The following is a 21,248-nucleotide window of genomic DNA, read 5'->3' as shown; positions in this document are numbered from 1 at the left end:
GCAAAATATGACCGACCATTATCAAAAAACCAATAGCTCTCGCGTTACCTTATCGCAATTAATGCTGCCTTCACATTCTAATTTTAGCGGCAAAATTCATGGCGGCTATTTACTATCGCTAATGGATCAAATTGCTTTTGCTTGCGGCTCAAAATATAGCGGCATGTACTGTGTTACCGCTTCGGTTGATCGGGTTGATTTCTTAAACCCAATCGAGGTAGGTGAATTAGTTACCTTAAAAGCATCGGTTAATTATGTTGGTAATAGTTCTATGGTTGTCGGCATTCGGGTAGATGCACAGAATATTCAAACCGGTAAAGTAAAGCATTGTAATTCATCCTATTTCACTATGATTGCTAAAGATGAACAAGGTAACAATATACGAGTGCCAAGGCTTATTTTAACCAGCAAAGAAGACGTTCTGCGTTATATGAAAACCACCCAAAGGCTGAAACTTCGTCACAGCTATGCAGAATTATGCACTGATTTTAATGGCGATATACAGCAGGCTATTAATAATATTACTCAACATGATGATGTAAAAGTACAGCTAAGCTAGCTGTACTTTTTTATTTACTACTTTATTTACTTTAGTGACTTTATTTAAGTATTTAAGCTTGTTTGGCTTAAAAAAAACAAGCTTATTAGTTAGGCTGCAACAAGTGGCTAGTTAGTTGCTCTATTTGCTCGGCTGACAAAGGCTTGGCTTTATTGTTGGCATAGTCAAACTGCACCATTACCGCCGTACCCGACACCGTTTTAACGCCTTGCTGCCAAGCTTCTTGATAAACATCAAAAGAACTACCACCAATACGACTAATATAAGTTCGCAGCTCTACTTCAGTGCCATAGTGAGTTTGAGCGTGATAATCTAATTTAACGCTAGCGACGATCAAGGGCCAATTTTTCACATCAAGTTCTGGTGTAAAAATACGAAAAACACCTTGGCGAGCACCTTCAAACCAAACCGCAAAAACAGTGTTATTAATATGGCCTAAGGCGTCTGTATCAGCAAAACGGGGCTGAAGCTTTTCAGTAAACATGGAAACCTCTAAATCAGTTTAATACAAAAATATTGGCCTAACTATAACAAGCAATCTTTCGCTATAACATCAGAAGTTATCACCACTTTTTCGCTATTGCTAAGCAGGCAAACGCTTTCGTCTGGCGAGTAAATAAAGTAAGGTAGCTTAATGCTTTTTGCCTTACCGGATAATATTAATGACCGACTTTATTGAAATTTATGACAATGCGTTAAGCCCTGAATTTTGCCAGCAGTTAATTAAAACCTTTGATGCCAGCCCGCATACCACAACAGGCCGCACCGGTGGCGGAATTGATTTGGATAAAAAACACAGTACGGACTTATATCTTAATCAATTTCCAGAATATCAAAAACAACTGCAACAAATTTGGCAAGCCACTACACACTATGCGGCTGAGTACTTCAAAAAGTATCATTTTGCATTAATTGGTCCTGTTGGTTTAACGATTCAGCATCCGCAAACGGGCCAACCTTTGCCGATAACGCAAGATAACTATGCCCAATTTGGTGCCCCTAAAGCGGCAGACTTTATGCGAACACTCTACCGACTGGGCCCTATCCAAGCTCAGAAATATCAAGCCGGTTTAGGTAATTATAATTATTGGCATTCAGAGGTTTACCCACAGCAAGGCGGCACTGAACCTTTGCATCGCACCTTATTGTTTATGTTTTATTTAAATGACGTTACCGAAGGTGGCCAAACCGAATTCTATTACCAGAAAAAAAGCATTAAGCCTAAAGCGGGGCGGATGGTGATAGCACCAGCTTACTTTACCCACACCCATAGGGGTTGTATCCCTATTTCTAATGATAAATATATTCTAACCAGCTGGATTTTATTTAACACCGCAGAGCAGTTATATCAGGCACCACAACAATAACGCTTTGTTCTTATAACCTTACTATTTAGCCGCTATAACTAGGTCGCTGCAAATCGAGCAAAAAGATTGCGGCGACGTTAAAGCTGTAATTTTTTAGCTTTTCGGTAAAATCATCATGATATGAGGAATATCATCTTCTAAATAAGATTCGCCAGCCGCATTAAACCCAAGCTGCTGATAAAACTGTTCTAAATAGCATTGCGCCGAAATATAGATATCTTTTTTTGGCCAAAGTTGGTTAATAACATCGATACTTTTTTCAACCAGGGCCTCACCTAAACCCAGCCGCCTTGCGGTTTGTGACACACACACCCGGCCAATAGCAGGATAGTCATCAAAAGCCACGCCCGGCGCGAGAACTCTTGCATAGGCAATAACTTTATCGCCCTTTTGTAAAATAATGTGCTGTGTTTCTGGGTCTAAATCTCGGTCATCTAATTCAGGATAAGGGCAGTTTTGCTCAACAACAAAAACATCAACTCTTAGCTGTAACAAGCTGTATAAGGTTAATGTATCTAATTGAGAAAATGTAAAAACTTGCCACTGCATCTATTAACCCTACGCTATAAATAAATTTATTTTCATTCTGTAAGCAATGACTTTGGCCATTGCTCTGTTAATACTTTTTGCACAAATTGATTAATTTCTGCCTCGGGTATAGGCCGAGAGAAATAATAGCCTTGTAAAATATCGCATTGGAAATCACGCAATTGTACAACATTTTCTAGGGTCTCGACGCCTTCAGCGACCACTTTTAAGCCTAACTTATGTACCATAGCAATAGTAGAAATAACAATTTGCAAGTCAGACTCATTTTCTTGCATGCCTTGAACAAAGCTTTTATCAATTTTAATGGTATCGACTGGCATACGTTTTAAATAATTTAAAGACGAATACCCAGTACCAAAATCATCAATAGCAAAGCTAAAACCAAGGGCCTTTAATTGGTACATAACATCGAGCGTTTGCGAGATATTACCCACTAAGGTATTTTCAGTGAGCTCTAATTCAAACTGTTTGCCATCTAACTGATATTTTTCTAAAATTTTACCAAAGTTCTCAGCCAAGTCTGCTTTTAAAAACTGCGTAGCTGATAAGTTAACCGCGATAACCACGTCAGTTAAACCCTGCGCAACCATAGCAACACACAACTGACAACTGCGCTCGAATACCCAGTACCCAACATCAACCATCAATTGTGCTTGCTCTAAAGCATCAATAAAATAATCTGGTGCCACTACACCTCGCTCTGGGTGCTGCCAGCGAATTAACGCTTCAAAGCTATGTAACCTGCCTGTTGTTAGGCAAATTTTGGGTTGCAAACTTAAACTAAATTGCTGTTTTACTATGGCTTGCTTAAGTTCAGCTTCTAGTTGCAAGCGTGTTGCTAAATCGTATGACATTTTAGCGTCAAATAAAAAGTAACGGTTACGCCCTTTTTGTTTAGCTTGATACATAGCTAAATCTGCTTGGCGTATTAATTCATCACCACTAATACTGTCATCAAAAGCACAGCTGATGCCAATACTAACACTTAAAGTAAGTTGAGTTGATGGCGTAATAAAAGGTTGTTTAAATAAATTTTGTATTTGCTCAGCTACTTTTTCTGCAATATTAGCTTGGGCAATTTCGGTTAAAACTAAAGCAAATTCATCACCACCTACTCGATATATTTGAGCTCGCTTTCTAAATTGCTGCAATCGGTTAGCCACAGCAATTAATAGCTGATCGCCCACTATATGACTGCGGCTATTATTCACATTTTTAAAGTTATCTAAATCAAAGAAAATTAAACCAACATAAGCAGTATTTTCTTTAACATTTACTAGCGCTTGGCTTAAGTCTTGCTGCAAACTATTTCGATTAGCTAAGCCAGTTAAACTATCAAACATAGCCATTTTTCGTAGTTGGCTAGTGTTTTCTAGTAACTTTTCATCTAAAACTTCTAGCTCATTCGCTAGCGAGGTAACCGAGCGTTGGAAAGTAGTTATTTCATCCTGAAACAAACTCGACTCTAATTTATTCTGTTGATGAAACTCTTTATATTGCCGTTTAGCTAATAAAGGTAGTGCCTGAGCTAAACGAAGAATTCGGCCACTAATACGCCGAGTTGTAAACCAAATTAACAGCAACAATAAAATAAAGCTTATTAAGGCGATCAATACAATTTGCGTTTGATAACGACGGTTTTCAGCAATAACCGTACTAATATCTTCAACCATAACTAACAGATGCTTAATATCTGTATCGATATCTAAAGCAATAAGCTGCAAATAATAAAAAACATTATTCAGCTCTATAATTAAGCCATCTTGCTGCACATCACTTAGTTGGACGTCGTTGTCTGTATACCGATATAAACCTGTAACTAACTCAAGATCTGATGCTTGAACTATGCTTATTCGCTGCATACGCGGTTTGTTCGCTTGATAATTAATAATGGCAACATCTAAGTTTAGTGTCTGATGCAAGTTATATAAGACTTCGGTCAGATCAATGGTCATCACTAAAATGGCGACTTCACCCTGTTTATTTAGTATGGGTAAAGCGAGTTGCTTATAGCACTGTTCAACACAAAACGTAGTTGACTTAGGCTGCTGCAATTGCATAACTTGTTGCACTAACTGGCCAGGACTGGCCAACTTTTCTAAGCCAAATTGATACAGCAGTTGCTGCTTAGTATCAAATAAAGCTAGGCGTTTAACACCAAAGTGCATTTGCAAAGACTCACTCTGGGTGGCTAACTTAGCCGCTAAATGACTAAAGTCATCTTTTTCGCCTAACGGCTGTAAGTCTGAAAATGTTTGCACCCAAGTTAATAAGCGCTGCTCTAACAATTGACTATATTGTTCAAAGTATTGCTGACCCTGAGCACGCTTTGCCTGTTGCTGGCGATTAAACTGCTCATTAACATGCAATAAAGATAGGCCGGTAAAACAGACTAATACTAATATCAGCAATAGCTGCATCATTAGCAGCATTTTCCAAGATAAGCTTAAATACCGCATAACTTAAAACCGATACATTAATTGTAAGGTATACAGCTGCCAATACTCTGCAGGGTTATTCGCTATATCTGGCAGAATTGCGGGGGATAACCTGCCAACGCCTTTTACCCAGTGCACCTCTGCACTTAGGCTTAGAGTCGGGGTAAATTCATAATTAAAACCGCTCGCTACAGTGTGCTGGTAAGCAAAATAATCTGGTACTTGGGTGCTTGCTTCGGCACTTTTGCCTTGTCGATCATCTTTATTATTCACTGAGTAATCAACAAAACCAAACAGGCGCCATCGCGAACTAGGCCGATATTGCATTAATAGGTAACCGCCTTGAGCAAACTGAGCTTGGCTAAATTCAGGGGCAAAAAAGCCATCAATTTGTAATCGCTCTTGCTGGATTTCTAATGCCAGATCCCATAATTCTTGTTGATAACGCATACTTAACATAACGCGTTGCACCTGGAAGTTTGCATCGCGAAACACTTCTGTTGGCTCGCGGTTAAAATGAAACTCAGAATCAAGTAGTGACACGCCAAAAGTTAATCGGCTTAAACTTGGTTGCCAATACAAACTGGCCTTATGATCGAAATCTAATTTAGTACTGCCTTTGACATTCCCCCCTAACAGCAATTTATGCTGCTGCTTAGAAATAGGCGAAGTACCGTAACTCCAGTTAAAAGTAAAATCACCATAGCGATTACTGTGTCTTGATTGAATAGCTAAACCATCGCTATTGACTGCGATATCACGAAAGGCATCAAAATATACTGATTGCGGTAACACTATGGATGGCCGAGTAAAAGGAACATCTCGAGTTGCTGAATATAACCAGTGCTGATTTTTAATTCGGCCTAAATATAAATTAGCTTGCCAATCTAATGAGCTTTGAAAGTTCCAGTCAACAAATAAGTAATCCAGCCTAGCACCTTGCGGGTACCGATTACCGCCATCTAAATACATGACTTGCCCAGCTAGGCGCCAAGCGGGCGCTAAACGAATACTGCTATTAATACCAAGCTCAGTTAAATTAGTAGAGATATCATCATCAAAGGCAACAAAGCTATCGTCTGAAGTTTGTATTAGGCCTTGAGCAACAAAGCCTTGCCAGTGAATTTCTGCAGCTTGCACCATTAAAGTGCTAGCAAAAAACAATATAAATGCCTGTAATGTTGGCAGTAATCGAAGAGGGTTAACGTTCAATGTGCAGCTCCTTGACCCTATCGTCTTTATCTGTGTAACTGCTATAACCAATACTGCCTGGGGTCAATTTAAGTTGCTTTAACATCGCCTGCTCATCGGCAACTTGGCTTGGCCTTGCAGCCGCCCCAGAAAAGCTTAGTCGATCCCACATTAAATTTAATTGGTAAGGAAATAAGTGTAATTGCTCGCGGCTAAACTTCTGATGCTGAGCCGCCGTTTCGGGTAAAACGTAGACTTTAATTGGCGAGCCATCTGGCCACTGGGTTTGGCGTAAAGTGAAAATACTGCGAAGTTGAGCTTGAGTTAAAGAATCTAAAGAGACAGAGCTATGCACCAGCACTTTCGAAGCCGATAAAGGCAATGCGGTAAGTATTAACAGCAATAAGCCGACTAACCGCATAGCCCCTCTAACATCTGCACAGAGGAAGTAAAGTACCTCTTGTTGTTAGCTATATTTTTTATCTTCATATAAAGAAAGCAACATATCAAAGCAAGTAAGTAAGTAATATTAATATAGCATTATAGAAACAAAAATGTCGCCACAAAACTAAGAATACTCAAGCTAACTTATTATTTATGTTTAATTTGTTCTTGTTTTGCTTATCGACTGGTTGGACCTTGCAGTACCTGCTGGACCAAATTTCTTTTGTTTAGGTTTTTTCGGTTTATAGGGTTTAGTGTTAACCGGTAAGGTTGGCACTTTATTAACCGGCTCAAAACCTGGCACGGTTTCACGCGGTAAAGATTGTTTTATTAAACGCTCTATTCCGGCTAATTCTTTAGACTCGTCAGCACACACTAATGATATAGCATGACCTGCGGCGCCAGCCCGACCGGTTCTACCTATGCGGTGAACATAATCTTCAGCGACATTAGGCAGTTCATAATTCACAACTTGAGGTAACTGGTCTATATCTAAACCCCTTGCGGCAATATCGGTAGCCACTAGCGCTCGGATACTGCCTTTTTTAAAGTCAGCTAAGGCTTTAGTGCGAGCGTTTTGACTTTTATTACCATGAATAGCCGCTGCATTAATGCCGACGTTGCCAAGGTGGGTGCTTAATTTATTTGCTTGATGCTTAGTACGAGTAAAAATAAGCACTTGTTGCCAATTATTATCTAACACTAACTGAGTTAACAAAGCCGCTTTACGCCCTTTATCAACCGGATAAACACACTGCTCTACGCGTTCGGCTGTACTATTTTCAGGGCTAACAGATACTTCTAAAGGATCAAAAACCAAGCCTTTAGCTAGCTTACGAATATCGGCAGAAAACGTGGCTGAGAACAGCAGGTTTTGTCGTTTTTTCGGTAATAACGCAATGATTTTTTTAATATCATTAATAAAGCCCATATCTAGCATGCGATCGGCTTCGTCTAATACCAAAACTTCTAATTGAGTAAAACGTACCGCATTTTGTTGGTATAAGTCTAATAGCCTACCTGGCGTTGCCACTAAAATATCAACACCACGACGCAGTGCCATCATTTGTGGGTTTATTTTTACACCACCAAACACTACCGTACTTTTTAACGGTAAATACTTACTATAATCCGCAACACTTTGTGCAACTTGCGCGGCTAACTCTCGAGTTGGGGTTAAAATTAAGGCTCTAGCTTGGTTCGGCTGCACTTTGCTGCCATCACTTAATAGCTGCAATAAAGGTAAAGTGAAGCCAGCGGTTTTACCGGTGCCCGTTTGAGCTGCGGCCATTAAATCGCGGCCAGCCAAAATACCCGGAATAGCTTGCTCTTGAATAGGTGATGGTGAAGTATAACCTTTATCGGCTATAGCTTTTAATAGCGCAGGCGCTAAGTTTAACTCTGTAAATTGCATGCGTAATCTCGCAGTTTTGCTGCGAGGAACATCTGCCGCAGCTGCAGTTACCTCCAAAATAGAGGGGCGCGAAGCTTACAGTAAAAGTTACCACAAAGCGAATTAACATCTTCATATAAGCATAAATACGAATAAGCATTTACTTATTATTAGCTTTGCGCTTAACTAGGGGTTGCTGCTTTTTATCACTAACAGCGCTATAAACTTAAGCTAAATTATCGTTAATTTTCAACGCTGGGAACCACTTTTGAAATCAAACCGACCTGACGCAAACGAGACCGTTTTTATGCGCAATTTAAAGCGCATAATGGCTGACTTATATTTGGCAGAAAATAGTACAGTTGTGCAGGCTGAACAGTTTTTTCAAACGGATACTGAAATTGCAACGAAATCAGATAGTTTGTTTCACTCTTTACAATTTACTGCCGAGCGGCTGTTAAACTTAAGTGAAGGTGCCTCTAGCGCCGAAACGCTAACGCGTTCAGCCAAGATTCTGGGTTCTTTGCAATTAACAGTACCCACTTCGACTCGTCGCTGGCGAGAAGTGCAGTTTAGTTATAAACCTATTTATCGGGCCGTATTAGCGCTGCGCTTATTAGATCATACCCTCGAGCATAACTTAATTACAGATCCAACTTTACAAGGTTATTATAAAAACCGACAAGCTAAAAATGACGACTGTCAGTTTCGACTATTCGTACAGATACCGCTAATTATTGCTATTTTCTTACTGGATGCTGGCTTACATAATCCAAAAACAGCCGATATTTTGTATGGTAAGAAAATACATTCTTTAGATCCGCTACGGGCGATGACGGGTGATGAACGAAAAGACTTTAATCAAATTAATCAAACTTCTAGATTCGACTTAGCCCAATTAGGCTTACAGCCATCTGCCTACCGTGGTAATTGTAAAAATGAACAATTGCTTTCTGAACAAACCCAGTTAAAACAGATTAAGTTTATTTTATTGCTATTACAGCAAGTTGAAAACGGTAAAAGCATGTTGGGCAGTATTGCCAAAATACCTCAAATCTATAGCTCTGTAGTGTTACCTGGCCGTAATCGGTTCCGTTACCAGTCACTGCCTAAAGTAGCCCTTATTTTAAAACAAGCGGCTCAACGACAAGAAGTAGACGCTCGTCTTGTAGATCAACTATTACGTATCACCGGTATTTTCCCGCAAGGCTATGGCATTGCATTTTTACCAAGACAGTTAGATCTGAGCACCCAAGAGAAGTATGAATTGGCTATTGTTAACCAATTATACCCCCCCTCGCCAGAACAACCGTTGTGTCGTGTTGTAACGCGCAATTTGCAATATCGTCGAGGCGGTCAAAATTGCCAAATTAGCGTAGACTATAACCTCTACTTTAAGCCAGCACGCGATAAGCTGACCATTATGCCAGAACAGCGACTACGAGAAATATTAAGTAAACTTAGCGCAGACTGGCATCCAGGAGAATTACGCCGTTTAGTGCCCCGTTATTGGCAGCCATCTGAATTCTTTAGTCATTCTGATCAGCAAAATCTCTGGAACCAAGCGCCTAGAGTAATTAACTAGCAGGTAAATTAACTGGCTATAGTCATTTAATAATAAATCACTTGAATTCAGTAACATTATTGCGCAGGATCAAGCCCTCATTAGCTTAACTAGATAAATATTATGCTTGATACAGCCCTTAATTCATTGCATGGCCTACCGGCCTTTGCTACTTATTTTGCCCTCGCTTTACTACTATTGATGATTTTTGTTCGTTGTTACACTTGGCTAACGCCACATGACGAATTTGGCTTAATTAGGGCGAACAACCCTGCTGCCGCTATCGCCTTTGCCGGTGCCTTTATTGGCTTTGCATGGCCGCTATCTAGTGCCATTACCAATTCATTATCATTATTAGACTGTGCTATTTGGGGAGCCGTGGCGTTATTGGTTCAGCTTATTGCCTTTTTTATCAGCTCTTTGCTGTTAAAGCAGCTACCAAAACGTATTAGTGATGGCGAATTGGCTGCCGGTATTTTTTCAGCCGGTTGTTCTATTGCTATAGGTATGCTTAACGCCGCTTGTATGAGCTACTAAGGAGAAACAATGTCACGCGTATTTAAACGAAGTAAAACAGCACGCTTAATTATGATGGTGCCAGCTGCGGGTTTAATGCTAACCGGCTGTGGTGAAGAGCCAGTTGAAGTACAGGTTTATAATACCCCAGATGAATGTGCGGCTTATTATAACCCGCCAGCACAATGTCAAGCCGCTTTCGCTGAAGCTAAAGCACTGCATCCTAAAGTTGCTCCGCGGTATAGCAATAAAAGGGAATGCGAAACCGACTTTGGTGCCGGCCAGTGCGAAGCGGCTCCGGTTATTGCAAATGTAGAAAATAATGCAACTCAATCTGAGCCTCAAGCGCAAAGCCAGCAAAGCAGTGGCTTTTTTATGCCCATGATGATGGGTTTTATGGCTGGGCAAATGCTTAATCGCGGTGGCTTAGCTGGTCAAGCGCCACAAGCGGCAAGCAAAAATGCCAGCCCTGTTGCTTCACAGCCTTTATATAAGTCTCGTGATGACAGGCAAACCTTCCGTACCGCAAGTAACACGCCTGTTGCCAGCCAACCTGGACCTACACGGGTAAAACCTTCAGCCGTTAAACCTAAACCTGCGGTTAAAGCACGTCGTGGCGGCTTTGGTGCTCAGGCAGCTAGACGCACCCGCTCAAGCTTTGGTGGCTAAACCATGAAGCAAATTAATTGTAGTCCGCGTCCGGGCTGGCAGCAGTTTGCCCAAAGTGTTGGTTTTAACTTTCATACCTTTGATGGCGAGCCTTATTGGGATGAAACGGCGTATTATCAGTTTAGCTTACAACAAATTGAACAGGATTTAGAGCAGCCCACCGAAGACTTACATCAGATGGCATTAGCTGTGGTTGATGATGTAGTGCAAAGCGAGCAGCTATTACAACAATTAGCTATTCCTGAAGCCTATTGGCAAGCTGTGCGCGATAGTTGGCACAGTGCCCAGCCGCATTTATATGGCAGGATGGACTTTAGTTATGATGGTACAGGCCCAGCTAAACTGCTGGAATTAAACTACGATACGCCAACCTCTTTATTTGAAACTGGCTTTTTTCAATGGGTTTGGCTTGAAGATCAGTTAATGCGCGGCGAGATCCCGCAACACGCCGATCAGTTTAATTCGCTGCAAGACAAGCTGCAGCAAGCTTTTGCTGAACTTGCCTTACCACAGCCTTTTTATTTTAGCAGCGTGGCCGACAGCATAGAAGACAAAGGCACCGTTGATTATTTAATGGATATCGCCTTACAAAGCGGGCTAGATGCTCGTTATATCGCAATAGAGCAACTCGGTGAAGCCGATGGCCAACTGGTCGATTTAGATGGCTATGCTATAGAAGGACTATTTAAACTCTACCCTTGGGAGTTTATGCTACAAGAAGACTTTGCCAGCACGATTATTAGCAGTAAAACCCAATGGTTAGAGCCACTTTGGAAATCTATTATTTCAAATAAAGGCATTTTGCCTTTGCTGTGGCAGAAGTATCCTAATCACCCTAACTTATTGCCTGCCATGTTTGAGCAAGGCCAAGCCTTAAAACCTGGCTGGGTTAAAAAACCATTATTTTCTCGCGAAGGCGCTAATATTGAGCTAATGACTCCGCAAGGCAAAACGGTTAAAGAAACAGGGCCTTACGACGACAGTGGCTATATTCTGCAAGCTTTACAGCCCTTACCTAAATTTGCTGATAGCTACAGCCTTATTGGTAGTTGGGTCGTTGGCGACAGCGCAGCGGGTATTTGTATTCGCGAAGACAACAGCCTAATTACGAAAGACAGTTCACGGTTTTTACCTCATATTATACTCGACTAGCAATACGCGATTAATAAAACTCGATCCAACATGAATTTATATTCAATAAAGCTCGATATTTAGTCACTAAAGCCATAAAATGCCAACCAATTTAGCAAAAAGGTTGGCATTTTTATCTTACAGCTGCCATCTTTAACCTGTTCATTTTAATTAAGGAAGCCTTCGCCTGTGCGTACCACTGAACTTGTTTCTGGATTTCGTCAATCTGCGCCTTATGTTAATGCGCATCGTGGCAAAACTTTTGTCGTAATGCTAGGCGGTGAAGCCATTAATCAAACAGGTTTTCGCAGTATTATTAACGATTTAGCCCTATTAAATAGTCTAGGCATCAAAATAGTGTTGGTTTACGGTGCTCGCCCCCAGATTAACCAAGCTTTACACAATGCCGGCTTAGCAGCCAACTTTCACCAGCAGGTGCGCATTACTGACGACGACTCATTTCGAATAATTAAACAAGTCGCCGGTGAGCTGCAATTGGATATTACTGCTCGCTTATCTATGAGTTTAAGCAACACCCCTATGCAAGGCGCGCAAATAAACGTGGTTAGCGGTAACTTCGTTATTGCCCAACCTTTAGGGGTAGATGAAGGCGTAGATTACTTTCATAGCGGCCGTGTTCGGCGTATTGACACTGCGGGTATCCGTCGCCAGCTAGACAACAATGGCATTGTATTAATGGGCCCTGTTGCCGCTTCTGTTACCGGTGAAAGCTTTAATTTAACCGCTGAAGATATCGCAACTCAGGTTGCTATTAAGTTAAAAGCGGACAAAATGATTGGCTTTAGTGAAATTGGCGGCATTACAGCAGAAGATGGCAGTATTATTGCCGAAATGATGCCTAATTATGCTGAACAGTTAGTACAAAATATCCAGCCTACTTTAGCTGCTTGCCCTAGTACTTTAGCATTTTTACAAGCTGCTATCTTAGCCTGTAGAGGCGGTGTACCTCGCTGCCACTTAGTCAGCTTTGCCGATGATGGTGCCTTATTACAAGAGCTATTTTCTCGCGATGGTATAGGCACACAAATTGTTACTGAGTCAGCAGAAAAGCTGCGCCAAGCAACCATTTCAGATATAGGCGGTATTTTAGACTTAATTCGGCCACTGGAACAACAAGGCTTATTAGTAAGACGCTCTCGTGAGCAGTTAGAGATGGAAATTAACCAATTTACTTTAATTGAACGCGATGGCTTAGTGATAGGCTGCGCTGCTTTATATACCTTCCCTGAAGATAATGTAGCCGAGTTTGCTTGTTTAGCAGTACACCCCGATTATAGGGATGCCGACCGCGGTAGTTTATTATTAAACAGCATTATTCAGTTAGCGCGCCAACAACGTTTTGATAAACTATTCGCCTTAACAACGCGAAGTATTCACTGGTTTTTAGAGCAGGGCTTTGAGCTATTAACTGTAGATGATTTGCCAGCACAAAAAAAGCAGATGTACAATTATCAACGTCGCTCGAAAATTCTGGCTTTAACCTTATAAAGAGTAACAAACTTGGGCTATTAAGTAGCAACTAACTACTTTATCTGTTGTATTTGCTGCAGCACTTGTTTTGCTAGGGCGCGTGCTGTAGTCCATTTACCGCCAGACACTGTTAACAATTGGCCTTGCCAATTAAGCTGATACTCTCGACTGGCGCGGCTGGCATTGTCACTGCCTGCGAGTAGCGGCCTTACGCCAGCAAAATCAGCCAAAACATCTTTTGCTGCCTTGTTTGAGGCAAAATAATGATTATATGTATTTAATAGATAATCGCGCTCTTGCTCTGAGCACGCTATTGCTTGGTCCAGCTTTTGCCGCACTTCAGTTGTACCGACTAAGGTATTGCCTTGATAAGGTAAAACAAAAATTAGCCGTGTTTCATTAGGCACTTCCAACATATGGCCATAACGGCCAATTGATGACAGCACTAAATGGCTACCACGAACTAGGTCTAGCTTTTGTTTGGGCTCAATATTTGACTGTTCTAATAAGTGCTGGCTCCATGGCCCTGCTACGTTAATTACCCGATCAAACTGCTGCCAGCCAGTTGCAAGTAGCACTTTTGCATCTGTAGTCACTTGCTGCACTTCAGTATGATCTTGAATAGTGACACCGGCTTTTTTACATTGCTCGGCCATCCATAAACCTAATTTATGGTCATCCATTTGGCCGTCAAAAAATAAATAAGCGCCTCGTAAACCATCGGCCTTTAATTGCGAAGAACAACGTAGAGTCTGCTCAGCTGTTAACCAGCGATGCTGGCCTATCCCTTTTCGACCAGCAAACTTATCATATAACCAAAGACCCACTTTAACCTGCCAACGTGGCCGCTGGGTGTGGCTATAAAAAGGATATAATATGGCTAAGCGTCGAGTTAACTTAGGGGCTTTTTTAAGCCACCAACGCCGCTCTTGTAGGGCTTCATAAACTAGTCGGAATTCGGCCTGCTCTAGATAGCGTAAACCGCCGTGTAATAATTTTGATGAAGCACTACTCGTGGCCTGCATTAAAGCATCGCGCTCAAAAAGAGTGACTTGGTGGCCTGCCAACGCTAATTGCCAAGCACTGCTTAAACCATTAATTCCACCACCAACCACTGCAATTTGCATTTTTACTCCACTTATCGTAAAGCGATATCATCGCGATGCACTACAACCTCACTAGGACAAAAACCTAAAATACGCTCAATATCTTGGCTATGTTGCCCTTTGATTAGTTGTAGCTCAATTGCGCTATATTGGCTAATACCTTTTGCTAATTGCTCACCCGCCTCGTTACATAACCAAACAGCATCACCTTTATCAAATTGGCCTTGGCAGCTCATCACGCCTTTAGCTAGCAAAGAAGCGCCTTTTTGCTGTACTGCATTTGTGGCTCCGTTATCAAGCACTATGCTTCCAGCCGTTTTCAGGCTATGAAATAACCAGTGTTTTTTAGCACTGATGCGATCTTGCTGGCGCTGGAATAAGGTTCCCGTAGCTTGCCCGGCTAAAAGACAATCAAAACTTGCTGCTTTTTGGCCATTAATAATAAGGGTGTCTACGCCTTGCTTGGTGGCTTTTTCTGCCGCTTGCAGCTTAGTCACCATGCCTCCTGTGCCAATACTGTGATGGCTGGCTCCAGCCATGGCATAGATATCCGCAGTTATCTTCTCAACTAATGGGATAAAAGTGGCATCAACATGTGTTTTAGGGTTGGCTGTATATAAACCATCGATGTCAGAGCAAATAATTAAGGCGTCTGCATCGACTAAAATAGCCACCATAGCGGCTAAATTGTCATTATCGCCAACTTTAAGCTCTGCCGTTGCGACAGTGTCATTTTCATTGATAATTGGCAATATTTGGTTAGAGAGTAAGGTACGTAAGGTATTGTCAATATTAAGATATCGTCGCCTATTTGCTAGGTCGTCATGGGTTAGTAATATTTGAGCACAGCGAAAATCAAATAAATGTTTCCATGCTGCCATCATGTCAGTTTGACCAACCGCAGCCATAGCTTGCTTAATATTTATAGGTAAGGGTTGATGAGAGAAAGCAATAGCAGATTTACCTGCAGCAACACTACCAGATGAGACTAAAACTACCTCTATACCTTTTGCCCGACACTCGCTAATAAAGCGGGCAATACTTAATAAATAGCGGGTAGAACATCCGTTGGCAGTGGGGGAAATTAACGCACTGCCAACTTTTAAAACCAAACGACGCCAGCGCAGACTTAACATAGTAAACCTAAAAAATAATAATGGTTGCAGCAGCTTAAAGATTAGCGCAATAAGTGTCTATATTAATTTGAGCGCGCCATCACAGAATCACATTTACCAGCAACTAAATGGGTATAGTCACCAGAAGTAGAAATAATTAAACGCTGATCCGTTAACGTTTTCACTTGCCAATTAACGGGGCTTTTAAAAGAGACGTTATCAACAATAAAACTTCCCGGTTGCTGACGAATGGCATACTTAACCATATCTTCAAATTGACCTTGAGCAATATACTGTACCATTTCATTTTCGTTAAATTGCCAAGTTTTAGTAATGGCGCTATCGCGTTGCAACTTGCCATCAGGCTCGACTGAAGTGCCCACTTCACACCAACTACCTTGTATCAACTTAACGACAGGCTCTGGTCCCTTATCTGCAAAACGCAGATCTAGTTTTTTCTCTTCAGCATGTAAACAAGGTTCATCTTGAAAAACAATGTTACCTGTATCATATGTACACTTGTATACGGTCGCTTGGACAAAACCAGAACCGGTTAAGCCTAAAACAAATAATCCTATATAGAGATTCATCTTCATCCTTGATTCCTTTCTAACAAAAATAATAGCCAACAAAAGCTGCTATATTATACATAAAAACGAACACATACTGAACAAAGTTTACGGTAAATGATCCATTCATTAACAATAGGGATAATTCCGAATTACCTATTAGCCGCTTGAATTCAGCGGTAATTCATATGCATTAGTTATTATCGACCCTATAACAAAGGAGTTAGCTATGCGATTTTCTACTTTAATGGTAACACTACTGGCCTCAGGCTTAGTTATTTCAGGTTGTGCTACACAAAATGGCACCGGCTCGAACAACACCGCCAAAGGTGCAGCCATTGGTGCCGTTGTTGGGGCCATTGCCGGTAAATCTACAGCCAATCATAAAAATAAACGCTTAGTGATAGGAGCTGCCGTTGGTGCCTTAGCAGGAGCCGCAGTGGGTAGCTACATGGATAATCAAGAAAAAGCCTTACAAGAAGAGCTATCCGGCAGTGGTGTTAAAGTAATCCGCGATGGTGATATTCTAAAGCTAGATATTCCAGCCGAGTTAACATTTGAAATTAACCGCTCAGATGTTAAAACCAGTTTGTACCCTGTATTTAATGATATTGCTAAAGTATTACGTGATTACGAAAAAACCATGTTAGTTATTGCTGGACACACAGATGATACTGGCCCCTATCAATATAATATGAACTTGTCTCAAGCCAGAGCTGATAGTGTTAAACAATATTTATTAGGCCAAGGTGTGCAGAGTATTCGCCTTGAAACCCAAGGTTATGGCCCAAATTACCCAGCAGTACCTAATACTTCAAATAGCAACCGAGCATTAAATCGCCGGGTTGAAATTCATATTGAACCTATTGTTGAATAAAGTTGTGCCGATTAAAGTGTATTAAATGTAGTTGATTACTTTAAGCACAAATAAAAATAGCGCCTTAAGGCGCTATTTTTTTACTCAGCGTTTATTTAAAAACGGTATGTCATTTTAGCGTAAATAAATTGTCCACGCGGGTTATGAACACTAGATGCATAACCGTATAAGTCACCGTTACTGTCACCAATTGCAAATGGTGGGTCTTGATCTAATGCATTATTTAAACCCAGCACAAATTGAGTTTTGTCATTAAAGTTATAACGGGCTTGTAAGTCTAATAACCATTGAGCATCAATACTCCGTGTTTTAGTCGACTCTACCTCACTAGGTTCAGCATAGTCTTCAAATTCACTAATATAGTTAACACTTGCTACTAGCCCCCAGTCACCTATAGTCCAATCAGCTGAAGCAACCCAACGATGCTGTGGATAGTTATACTCACCAGTGTAATCAATTCCGTTCTTTTCAAACTCATTCAGGTATGACCAATCTAGAGATAAACGCAATAAGCCCATATCTTCTAAGTTCATGCGGTATGCTGTTGATAAGTCAACCCCATTCGCTTCTTGAGAGCTAATATTGACATAGCTATTATATAATCTAGATAATTCACCTAATGATTGCCCTGGTAATGGATCTAAACGCACACAAATTGTACTGGCTTGATTATTACACTCTGCGGCATATACCGATTGGAAATCATTCTTATCAATTTTATTGTCTTGCGTAATACTCCAAATATCTGCACTTATATCCCAAGCATCAGAGATTTGCCATACAGCACCAATATTCCATGTTTCTGACTCTTCAGGTTGTAATCCTTCACTACCAACAAAGACAATTGTATAGTCAGTTGCGGCACATGCTGGATTACTTGGATCAGCAGTAGGGCAACGATAAGTATCAGTAAAGAAATTAGACTCTTGCGACGGACCTAAGCCGATTTGAGCCAGTGAGGGTGCACGGAACCCTTGGCCATATGAGGCTCTAAGTGTAAAGTTCTCGCGCGGACGCCATTGTATTGCTGCTTGTGGGTTTGTAGTTGAACCAAAGTCACTATAATGATCATAACGGCCAGCTAAAGTAAGCTCTAAGGTGTCAGTTAATGGCACTAAAAACTCTAAGTAAGCTGCATATTGATCACGCGCTGCTTGAGCCGAGACTGATTCGGTACCAAAAATCAAGCCCCGTTGAAACTGATCATCTGGCTGGTCAAAAGCATCTTCTTCACGATACTCAACACCAGCAGCCATTGATACCATGTGTTCGCCTAAACTAAAAGCGTCACCTGTAATACTTGCACTATAAGCTGTCAAGTGCGACTCACCACGGCGAACTAAGCTAGTTGTTATAGCATCAATAACTTCAGGCGAATTATAAATCCCACCAAAGGGGTTATAATTACCTAGATTAATCTGTTCTTGTAAAAAATCAGTTCTCACCCAACCTTGATTTTTATTACCTGTCTGCATCGATTCACTACGTGCTTTTTGAGCAGAAACATCCCAATCCCAATTGTTGATATTACCACGCAGACCGACAACTAAGCGCAAGGTATCAGACTCAATATCCCATTGACGAGGTCCAGCATCGACAGTTCTTAAGCGATTAATTTCAATATCAGTACCAAAAGGGTTATTAGGATGTGAGGCAGGCACGGTTAAGCCAGCATCTCCATCTAATGGTGTCGCGGCACCTCCGGCTTCAGAGCGGTTATGCTGAACTCCTAGCTCTAAATAACCTTCAACTTGATCTGATAATTCTTGGCTACCCTGAAAAATAGCGCCAATACGCTCTGCTGCTGGCATCATCAAGCCATAAGGACCATAGTCATACACACAAGTTTGACCAAAAGCTCGATCTGCTGGACAATCTGGATCAATTGTTACTTCGCCATTTACAACGAAGTTACCAGGGAAGCCACGAGAAGAACGCTGATCTAAGCCACCATAAGGTTCTTGATTGGCGGTACCAAAACGGCCCATTTCAGCGCCTGAAATCGATGTATTTTTAAAATAATCTAAAATTAAAGTTGCACTAGCTGTATCTGTTTGAGTCCCCCAAACAAAGCTTGCCGCAGTTTCATCATAAGAAGGGCCTGTAGTGCCACCATGACTTACGCTTAATTCAGCGCCTTCATAATCTTTACGTAAAATAATATTCACAACACCGGCAACAGCATCTGAACCATACACAGCCGATGCACCATCTTTTAATATTTCTACCCGCTCAATGGCTGCAACCGGTATTGAGTTAATATCAACAAATGAGTTAGCAATATTTTCTGCAAAGGCACTTACTGAAACGCGACGACCATTAATTAACACTAAGGTTGCATCAGAACCAAAACCCCTTAAGCTGATAGCCGCACCACCGTTCGCGGTTGAATCTTGGCTATTACCTCGAGTAGAGAAGGTACCTACACCCGTTGCAGGGTTGCGCTCCATAATTTGTTGTAAATTTGAAAAGCCAGATTTAGCAATATCATCACGGCTAATTACCGCTACAGGCGATGCTCCCTCTAAATCATTACGCTTAATACGTGAGCCTGTTACTTCAATCCGCTCTACCGTTGCTTCATTTTCTTGTGCATATACTGCACCACTACCTAGCAAACCGCTAACCGCTACTGCACATAGTGAATAATTCAAAGACGTTTTCATCTGGTTCCTTTCTCGTTTTAATTTTAAGAGCATTAAATATGTAGCATAAATTTCATAAATTAACAGAGAAAATAATGAAAAAATTACTTATGTAAAATATTTATCACTTTAAATACAATGTGATCATTATAAAAGGCGAAAAAAAACCTCGCATTGCGAGGCTTTTTTGTAATAAAGAAACTAGTTTTTAACGTATTGACGCTCTAAATTATCTGTTTTGCTTTTTAGACTATAAAGGTTGCTACGTTCCATACTAATTTGCTCATCAAATTTTTGTTCGACATGAGCAATTTTTTTAGTTAAAGCCGTTAACTCTTCTGAGCGAGGAAAACTACGACGTAATCTATATAGCTCTGCTTTAAGCTCATCTACTTTGCTTTCTTTATCATGCTCGAGCTTACTGATTTTAAATTCAACGTAACGCGCTTTACGTTTCAAGGCATTAACTTGCTGTAAGTATTCACCTGGAGTGCCTGACAATGCAGTGCCTACCGGACGCATATCAACTTGTTCAGCATTATTTGCACATGGGAATTGACTAAACTCAACTACGCCATTTTGCTCACATTTGAACACTGCAGCTTGAGCGCCAAATGCACTAAATAATAATAATAATGCGAATCTCATTTTACACCTCTCCACTAACGAATAACAAATGTACAAAAATCAAGCAAGCATAGCAAGCATTAATCTACATTTATTTACCCCTTACCACTAAGTTAAACCTTTATTCCATAATTAACCAGCTTTTAAGGCTTTTTTCATAAAATTAGGCCAAGCCGATGCCGCTTTGTGCACTTCAACGTTATAATAATCGGTATTGAACTTAGCATTTTTTGCATCCACTTCACGAAAACCAGTAAAGTCACCTTCTTTACGCGCTAAAGTACAAGTCCACCAACCCGACGGATAAACCATTTGTGGAAACAATAAGGTTTGTAATGCAGAAAAGCCAACATCAGACATAGCATCACGCATATCTTTTAATAATGGCATATGGATTAATGGTGACTCGCTTTGCTGCACTAAGATACCGTTTGGCTTTAATGCCTTACGACAGCTGTCATAAAATGCTCGGTTAAATAAACCTTCGCCTGGACCTATAGGGTCGGTTGAATCAACAATAATAACATCGATTGATTCCGCTTCGGCTTCGCGCATATATTTAATGCCGTCATCAAACTTTAAAGTTGCCCGCGGATCATTGTTCGACGCGCAAAGTTCAGGGAAATACTTTTCAGACATCCGCGTTACTTGTTCATCAATATCTATTTGCGTTACCGTTTCTACCTCTGGGTGTTTTAATACTTCACGTAAGGTACCGCAGTCGCCGCCGCCAATGATAACCACGTTTTTCGGCTTTTCATGAGTAAATAATACTGGGTGGCTTAACATTTCATGATATAGAAAATTATCACGACTGCTGAGCATAATTACACCGTCAATTACCATTAAGTTACCAAAATGGGTGGTCTCAAACATTTCTATATGTTGAAATGATGACTTAACTTCATCTAACTTTTTTGTAATTTCTAAACCAAACGCACTGCCGCTCGCTGCGAATATTTCCGTGAACCAATTGTTATCGCCTGACATAAGTAAT

Annotated in this window: 20 protein-coding genes; 8 read left to right on the top strand and 12 right to left on the bottom strand. The window is 40.9% G+C overall.

The window, feature by feature from the left end; all coding sequences use genetic code 11:
- Positions 1-7 precede the first annotated feature (7 nt).
- On the top strand, positions 8-559 hold the full coding sequence (locus ACRCA4_RS13460) for an acyl-CoA thioesterase (RefSeq protein WP_433189600.1): 552 nt from the start codon (positions 8-10) through the stop codon (positions 557-559).
- Between the two features lie 85 nt (positions 560-644).
- Here ACRCA4_RS13460 and ACRCA4_RS13455 read toward each other — a convergent pair whose 3' ends face one another.
- Positions 645-1,043, bottom strand: coding sequence for an acyl-CoA thioesterase (locus ACRCA4_RS13455; RefSeq protein ID WP_433189597.1), 399 nt, complete (start codon positions 1,041-1,043; stop codon positions 645-647).
- Between the two features lie 178 nt (positions 1,044-1,221).
- Here ACRCA4_RS13455 and ACRCA4_RS13450 point away from each other — a divergent pair, with 178 nt between their 5' ends.
- Entirely contained in the window at positions 1,222-1,926 is a 705-nt protein-coding gene (locus ACRCA4_RS13450) for a 2OG-Fe(II) oxygenase (protein WP_433189594.1), read from the top strand.
- 93 nt (positions 1,927-2,019) lie between these two features.
- Here ACRCA4_RS13450 and ACRCA4_RS13445 read toward each other — a convergent pair whose 3' ends face one another.
- The 5 genes from ACRCA4_RS13445 to ACRCA4_RS13425 all read right to left on the bottom strand — a co-directional run bounded on the left by ACRCA4_RS13445 (position 2,020) and on the right by ACRCA4_RS13425 (position 7,962).
- Complete coding sequence (locus ACRCA4_RS13445) at positions 2,020-2,475, bottom strand: GNAT family N-acetyltransferase (RefSeq protein WP_433189591.1); 456 nt, start codon at positions 2,473-2,475, stop codon at positions 2,020-2,022.
- Positions 2,476-2,507: 32 nt separating this feature from the next.
- Positions 2,508-4,934, bottom strand: coding sequence for a putative bifunctional diguanylate cyclase/phosphodiesterase (locus ACRCA4_RS13440; RefSeq protein WP_433189588.1), 2,427 nt, complete (start codon positions 4,932-4,934; stop codon positions 2,508-2,510).
- Between the two features lie 3 nt (positions 4,935-4,937).
- Entirely contained in the window at positions 4,938-6,125 is a 1,188-nt protein-coding gene (locus ACRCA4_RS13435) for a hypothetical protein (protein ID WP_433189585.1), read from the bottom strand.
- Positions 6,115-6,525 carry a hypothetical protein gene (locus ACRCA4_RS13430; protein WP_433189582.1) on the bottom strand — a complete coding sequence of 137 codons (411 nt, stop codon included), beginning with the start codon at positions 6,523-6,525 and terminating at the stop codon, positions 6,115-6,117. Before ACRCA4_RS13430 ends, ACRCA4_RS13435 begins: the two co-directional genes overlap by 11 nt.
- Before the next feature lie 180 nt (positions 6,526-6,705).
- Positions 6,706-7,962: a DEAD/DEAH box helicase gene (locus ACRCA4_RS13425; RefSeq protein ID WP_433189579.1), complete on the bottom strand. Its 1,257-nt coding sequence runs from the start codon at positions 7,960-7,962 to the stop codon at positions 6,706-6,708.
- Positions 7,963-8,248: 286 nt separating this feature from the next.
- Here ACRCA4_RS13425 and ACRCA4_RS13420 point away from each other — a divergent pair, with 286 nt between their 5' ends.
- The 5 genes from ACRCA4_RS13420 to argA all read left to right on the top strand — a co-directional run bounded on the left by ACRCA4_RS13420 (position 8,249) and on the right by argA (position 13,330).
- Positions 8,249-9,526 carry a hypothetical protein gene (locus tag ACRCA4_RS13420; RefSeq protein ID WP_433189576.1) on the top strand — a complete coding sequence of 426 codons (1,278 nt, stop codon included), beginning with the start codon at positions 8,249-8,251 and terminating at the stop codon, positions 9,524-9,526.
- 102 nt (positions 9,527-9,628) lie between these two features.
- On the top strand, positions 9,629-10,042 hold the full coding sequence (locus tag ACRCA4_RS13415) for a DUF350 domain-containing protein (protein ID WP_433189573.1): 414 nt from the start codon (positions 9,629-9,631) through the stop codon (positions 10,040-10,042).
- 9 nt (positions 10,043-10,051) lie between these two features.
- On the top strand, positions 10,052-10,690 hold the full coding sequence (locus ACRCA4_RS13410; RefSeq protein ID WP_433189570.1) for a DUF1190 domain-containing protein: 639 nt from the start codon (positions 10,052-10,054) through the stop codon (positions 10,688-10,690).
- 3 nt (positions 10,691-10,693) lie between these two features.
- On the top strand, positions 10,694-11,842 hold the full coding sequence (locus ACRCA4_RS13405; RefSeq protein ID WP_433189567.1) for a glutathionylspermidine synthase family protein: 1,149 nt from the start codon (positions 10,694-10,696) through the stop codon (positions 11,840-11,842).
- A gap of 168 nt (positions 11,843-12,010) precedes the next feature.
- Positions 12,011-13,330 (top strand): amino-acid N-acetyltransferase, encoded by a 1,320-nt coding sequence (gene argA, locus ACRCA4_RS13400; RefSeq protein ID WP_433189564.1) that lies wholly within the window; start codon positions 12,011-12,013, stop codon positions 13,328-13,330.
- A gap of 35 nt (positions 13,331-13,365) precedes the next feature.
- On the opposite strand, the gene ACRCA4_RS13395 is transcribed toward argA, so the two are convergent.
- The 3 genes from ACRCA4_RS13395 to ACRCA4_RS13385 all read right to left on the bottom strand — a co-directional run bounded on the left by ACRCA4_RS13395 (position 13,366) and on the right by ACRCA4_RS13385 (position 16,129).
- Positions 13,366-14,439 carry an FAD-dependent oxidoreductase gene (locus ACRCA4_RS13395; protein WP_433189560.1) on the bottom strand — a complete coding sequence of 358 codons (1,074 nt, stop codon included), beginning with the start codon at positions 14,437-14,439 and terminating at the stop codon, positions 13,366-13,368.
- Positions 14,440-14,450: 11 nt separating this feature from the next.
- Entirely contained in the window at positions 14,451-15,554 is a 1,104-nt protein-coding gene (proB, locus tag ACRCA4_RS13390) for a glutamate 5-kinase (RefSeq protein ID WP_433189557.1), read from the bottom strand.
- A 62-nt stretch (positions 15,555-15,616) separates the two neighbouring features.
- On the bottom strand, positions 15,617-16,129 hold the full coding sequence (locus tag ACRCA4_RS13385) for a DUF4124 domain-containing protein (RefSeq protein WP_433189554.1): 513 nt from the start codon (positions 16,127-16,129) through the stop codon (positions 15,617-15,619).
- 202 nt (positions 16,130-16,331) lie between these two features.
- Here ACRCA4_RS13385 and ACRCA4_RS13380 point away from each other — a divergent pair, with 202 nt between their 5' ends.
- Entirely contained in the window at positions 16,332-16,979 is a 648-nt protein-coding gene (locus ACRCA4_RS13380; RefSeq protein ID WP_433189551.1) for an OmpA family protein, read from the top strand.
- A 95-nt stretch (positions 16,980-17,074) separates the two neighbouring features.
- Here ACRCA4_RS13380 and ACRCA4_RS13375 read toward each other — a convergent pair whose 3' ends face one another.
- The 3 genes from ACRCA4_RS13375 to speE form a co-directional block, all read right to left on the bottom strand.
- Complete coding sequence (locus ACRCA4_RS13375; protein WP_433189548.1) at positions 17,075-19,645, bottom strand: TonB-dependent receptor plug domain-containing protein; 2,571 nt, start codon at positions 19,643-19,645, stop codon at positions 17,075-17,077.
- Positions 19,646-19,825: 180 nt separating this feature from the next.
- On the bottom strand, positions 19,826-20,272 hold the full coding sequence (locus tag ACRCA4_RS13370) for a DUF4124 domain-containing protein (RefSeq protein WP_433189545.1): 447 nt from the start codon (positions 20,270-20,272) through the stop codon (positions 19,826-19,828).
- Between the two features lie 111 nt (positions 20,273-20,383).
- Positions 20,384-21,241, bottom strand: coding sequence for a polyamine aminopropyltransferase (gene speE / locus ACRCA4_RS13365; RefSeq protein ID WP_433189542.1), 858 nt, complete (start codon positions 21,239-21,241; stop codon positions 20,384-20,386).
- Between the last annotated feature and the right edge of the window lie 7 nt (positions 21,242-21,248).

Source organism: Rheinheimera sp. WS51 (assembly GCF_050936095.1).
Taxonomy (GTDB): Bacteria; Pseudomonadota; Gammaproteobacteria; order Enterobacterales; family Alteromonadaceae; genus Alishewanella.
Note: the sequence above shows the minus strand (reverse complement) of the source record. Positions and strands in the feature narration are given on the sequence as shown.